Source organism: Nitratidesulfovibrio oxamicus, from assembly GCF_015731765.1.
GTDB classification, from domain to species: Bacteria; Desulfobacterota; Desulfovibrionia; order Desulfovibrionales; family Desulfovibrionaceae; genus Cupidesulfovibrio; species Cupidesulfovibrio oxamicus.
The window spans coordinates 1-4,374 of the sequence record NZ_VRYY01000205.1 but is presented as its reverse complement, the minus strand read 5'-3'; the positions used below and the strand labels follow the sequence as shown (position 1 = coordinate 4,374).

3 protein-coding genes and 1 pseudogene are annotated in these 4,374 nt (G+C 64.7%); all 4 read left to right on the top strand.

All coding sequences use genetic code 11. From position 1 onward, the window contains the following. Positions 1-470 (top strand): helix-turn-helix domain-containing protein (locus FVW20_RS08245; protein ID WP_231038969.1); only part of this gene is annotated, 470 nt, incomplete at its 5' end. Positions 471-744: 274 nt separating this feature from the next. Beyond that, on the top strand, positions 745-1,182 hold the full coding sequence (locus FVW20_RS08240; RefSeq protein WP_372434976.1) for a DDE-type integrase/transposase/recombinase: 438 nt from the start codon (positions 745-747) through the stop codon (positions 1,180-1,182). A gap of 12 nt (positions 1,183-1,194) precedes the next feature. Further along, positions 1,195-1,293, top strand: a pseudogene (locus tag FVW20_RS20145) (hypothetical protein); the annotation flags it as partial. Between the two features lie 485 nt (positions 1,294-1,778). After that, positions 1,779-4,109 carry a methyl-accepting chemotaxis protein gene (locus FVW20_RS08230; RefSeq protein ID WP_196609036.1) on the top strand — a complete coding sequence of 777 codons (2,331 nt, stop codon included), beginning with the start codon at positions 1,779-1,781 and terminating at the stop codon, positions 4,107-4,109. Positions 4,110-4,374: the final 265 nt, after the last annotated feature.

The following is a 4,374-nucleotide window of genomic DNA, read 5'->3' as shown; positions in this document are numbered from 1 at the left end:
CGCCCGACGCTGGTCCCGCCGCGAACCCCACGACTCCCGCCGATGCCCTCCCGCCAACCCGGCCCGCCGCAACCGCCGCCCCTCTCGTCACCACGGCCCCTTCGGACGCCACGGCCATAATCGAGGCGGTGCGCCGCCACCTGCGCGACCACATGGCCGACCAGGTACGCCTGGACGTCCTGGCCCGCCTTGCCGGGCGCAGCCGCTGCCACCTGCTGCGCATGTTCCAGCAGGCCACGGGCCTGCCCCCGCACGCCTACCAGACCCAACTGCGGGTAGAGGCGGCAAAGGGCCTGCTGGCGGCAGGGCACTCCATCAGCCATGTGGCGGCGGAAACCGGCTTTTCCGACCAGAGCCACTTCTCGCGCGTGTTCCGCGACCTGACCGGGGCCACGCCCCGCCAGTACCAGCAGGGCGGGGCCGCAGACGCCGCACCCGGCACTGCGGATACCACCGGCTCCGAGACCTGATCCCGCCCCGGACCGACCTTCACGCGCGCCCCGCCCCCGCAAAATCCTTCCATACGCCTGCCCTCCCCCGCTGCCAGGGGTTGTCCGGCGTTCCCGCATGTCGTCACCCTGCATCCATCAACGCGGGATGCCCCCCAGCAGGCGCCCCGAACTGTCGTGCTCCGATCGGTTGTTCACCCGGAAGCTGGCCGTCAAACTGGAGTTGCCAAGCAACAGCAGCCGTCAGGAAACCGGATGGACATGCACGGCAATGCCAAGTTGACGCCTCGCGGTCGTGAGAAAATGGTCCGCAGCGTGCTTTCGGGGGAGCGCCTTGGGGACGTCAGCCAAGGCTACGGCGCAAGCCCGCGCACCGTCCGAAAGTGGATGGCGCGGTATTGGCTGGGAGTATGTGCATGTATGCGCGGACGATGCCACGCGAATGGCGCATGCGCTGGTGATGCACGACGAACGCGCCGTGTCTGCCGCGGCGTTCTTGTGCTTTCTTGTCGGGCGATACCGGAAGATGGGTATCGTCGTGAAACGGATCATGATCGACAATGGCCCTTGCTATGTTTCGAGGCTGTTCCGTACGGCGTGCAACAAGTTTGGCCTCAGGCATATCCGCACCTGCCTGTACACGCCCAGAACCAATGGCAAGGCGGAACGTTTCATCACGACAGCATTGAAAGAGTGGGCATACGTCACGGCATGCACCCGCTCCAACATATGAACGAAGGCCCTTTCCCGATGGTTTCAGCGTTACAACAATCGCCCGCCGCATTCTGCCCTTGGGGTCAGAACTCCGGCAGGACGGTTAGCCCAACGGGGAACAACCTGTTGACACCCCACACTTAAGCACTGCCTGTCCAACCTACTGGAAAGCGCGGCGCGCGACGGTGGCGGGCTGGAAGCACTGCTGCGCCTGCCCCGTGCGCGCGGCGAACGCACATAATCCACCACCACCCCGAAGGGGCTGGGCACCCTGGCGTGTCCCGCCCCTTTCCCCGCGTCCCTCCTCGCAGATACGTATTCGCCGCTCGCCCCGCGGGACGGCCTGTGCGCCCCCGCCCGTCAAGCCGGAACATCCTTCAAAAGCCCGGCGCCTTTCCCTGCTGCGTCATGCTTCGCGCCAACCGGGGTGGTATCATTCGATACAGCCACCTGAAATCGCAGGAATTTCGGATTAAGGCACTCCACATGCATTCAGCGTTAGAATATACCCATGTCCCATCCAGCGGAAAATACTGTAAAATATCGCCACGCTCACTAACATCATCGGCATTGCTGCCGATGAAACAGAGAGGGCTGCATCATCAGGGAGGCATCATGCGGGGCACTACGGGTTTTTTCGACAGGCTGAACGCCCGGATCGGCGCGCTGGTCGTCGCGCTGCTGGCCGTAGGGTTCGGCGGGCTGGGCTGGTACGTCACTTCTGCCACCACGAACCTGGCGTTGCACCTGCGGCAAAGCAGTTCCCAGGGGTTGGTGGACACGGCGCAGGTCGCCGCCGACATCACGCTGGAAAACCAAAAGAAGCTGATCCTCGTCCTGGCCCGGCAACGGGCCATTGTGGAAGCCGTCGCGGATGGCAACGACGAGAACGGAGTGGCCCAGAACCGTTTGCGCGACTACCTGCGCACCTACAAGGAAATCTGGTCGGTCTACGCCTTCGACAAGCGCGGGGTGGTGGTGGCCGGAGCCAACAACAGCGGGGCCGACGAGCGTGGCCAGGACAAAAGCGGCCACGCCGTGGTCCGCCGGGTGCTGGACGGCGGCGAAATGGCCTCGGACAAGACCGTGGCCAAGGGCGACGGCGGTCGGATGGTCTTCCGCATGGCCACCGCGCTGCGCGATGCGTCCGGGGCGATCATTGGCGGGGTGCAAGTGTCGTTCGACTTCAACGCCTTTACCGAAGCCGCCATCTTGCCCATCAAGGTCGGGCAGACCGGCTACCTGTACATCATGGACACCGACGGCACGTTCATCGCCCACCCCGACCCTGCCATACTGCTGCAACCGGGCAAGGACCTACCCTTCGTGCGCGAGATGCTGGTCAATCAGCGCGGCACGTTGCAATACGAATTCAAGGGCGTCCGCAAACTGGCGGCGTACAGCCGCATTGCCCAGACCAACTGGATCATGGCCAGCACCGTGAACGAGTCCGAGTTGCTGGAGGAGGCGGAATCCCTGCGCAACGTGGTGACGGGCATTGCCGCGCTGGTCTGTGTGGTGCTGGCAGCAGTGGTGGTGCTGCTGCTGCGCAGGCTGGTGGTGTTGCCGTTGCAGGCCGTGGGCCAATTCACGGCGGACATCGCCGGGGGCAACTACGGCACCACGCTGGACGGCAGCTTCAGTTGCGAACTGGCGGGACTGGCCGACAACACCCGGCGCATGAAGGACAGCATCAAACGCGAACTGGGTTTTGCCCGGGGCGTGCTGGAAGGCATTCCCACTCCCTGCGGCATCGTGGCGCCCGATTTCACCATGTCCTGGGCCAACACCCAGGTCTGTGAACTGCTGGGCCGGCCAAAGCCCCCCCCGGACTATTACGGCATGAAATCCGGCGAGTTCTACTGGTTCGACCCCAACCGGGAAACGCTGTCCGACAAGGCCATCAAGGAACGGCGCACCCTGACGGCACAGACGGTGTGGACGTCGCAGGACGGCGCGCGCACCGTGCACCTCGACGTGGTGACAACTCCGTTCTACGACATGGACGGCGAACTGCTTGGCTCCATCTCGTTCTGGAACGACATCAGCGAGATGGTGGAGAAGCAGCGCCAGATCGAAGCCCAGCGTGACCGCATCGCCGATGCGGCCCGCGCGGCCATGGACGTTTCGGCCCGGCTGTCCACGGCGGCGGAAGAACTGGCGTCGCAGATAGAGGAGTCCAGCCGGGGCACGGAAAACCAGAAGACCCGCGTTTCCGAATCGGCGACCGCCGTGGAACAGATGAACGCCTCCATCCTGGAAGTGGCGCGCAGCGCGGGCAGTGCCGCGGAAAACGCCGACCTGGCCCGTTCGCGCGCCGAACAGGGCGAACAGGTGGTGCAGGACACCGTGGGCTCCATCCGCGCCCTGCGCGACCGCATGACCGAAATGGGCGGCAGCCTGCACGAACTGGGCAAGCAGGCCGACGGCATAGGCGCCATCATCGACATGATCTCTGACATCGCCGACCAGACCAACCTGCTGGCCCTGAACGCGGCTATCGAGGCGGCCCGCGCGGGCGACGCCGGGCGCGGATTCGCGGTTGTGGCGGACGAAGTGCGCAAGCTGGCGGAAAAGACCATGAGCGCCACCAACGAGGTGGGACAGGTCATCCGGGCCATCCAGCAAGTAACCCAGAAGAGCGTGGACCTGATGGGCCTTGCCGGTGCAGATGCGGATACTTCGGCGGAACGGTCGGCCCAGGCCGGAGCATCGCTGCGCGAGATCCTCAGCGTTTCGGTGGACACGGCGGACATGGTGCGGTCCATCGCATCCGCCGCCGAGGAGCAATCGGCGGCCAGCGAGCAGATCGCCCGCGCCACCGAGGAGTTGAACGTCATCTCCAGCGAGACGGCAGAGGCCATGAACCAGTCGGCCCTGGCCATTGCCGAAGTGGCCCGCATGGCCGAGGAACTGCGCGCCATCATCGAGGGCATGAAGTCGTAGCGGGGTGGCGCAGGAAAAGGCACGGCAAAGGCCCCTCGGCAACGAGGGCCTTTTGCGTGGCGGCAGGGCATCTCTTCAGGCGCTCGGGCACCTGATCGGAGTGGTTCGTCCTGTTCGGACGAACCACTGCTTTTTCGTGGTTCTTCGACGTTTGATGTGGAATTCATGAAGCCACCACGACCTGAATCGGGGCCGCGATCAGGTAGACCATGGTGATGAAGTTCTCCACATTTCGGTATCCTCGGGCTCTGGCTCTCGCCGCTTG

Excerpts from the sequence above, each read along its gene's own strand:
- FVW20_RS08230 (WP_196609036.1), top strand. The coding sequence starts at position 1,779 with ATGCGGGGCACTACGGGTTTTTTCGACAGGCTGAACGCCCGGATCGGC.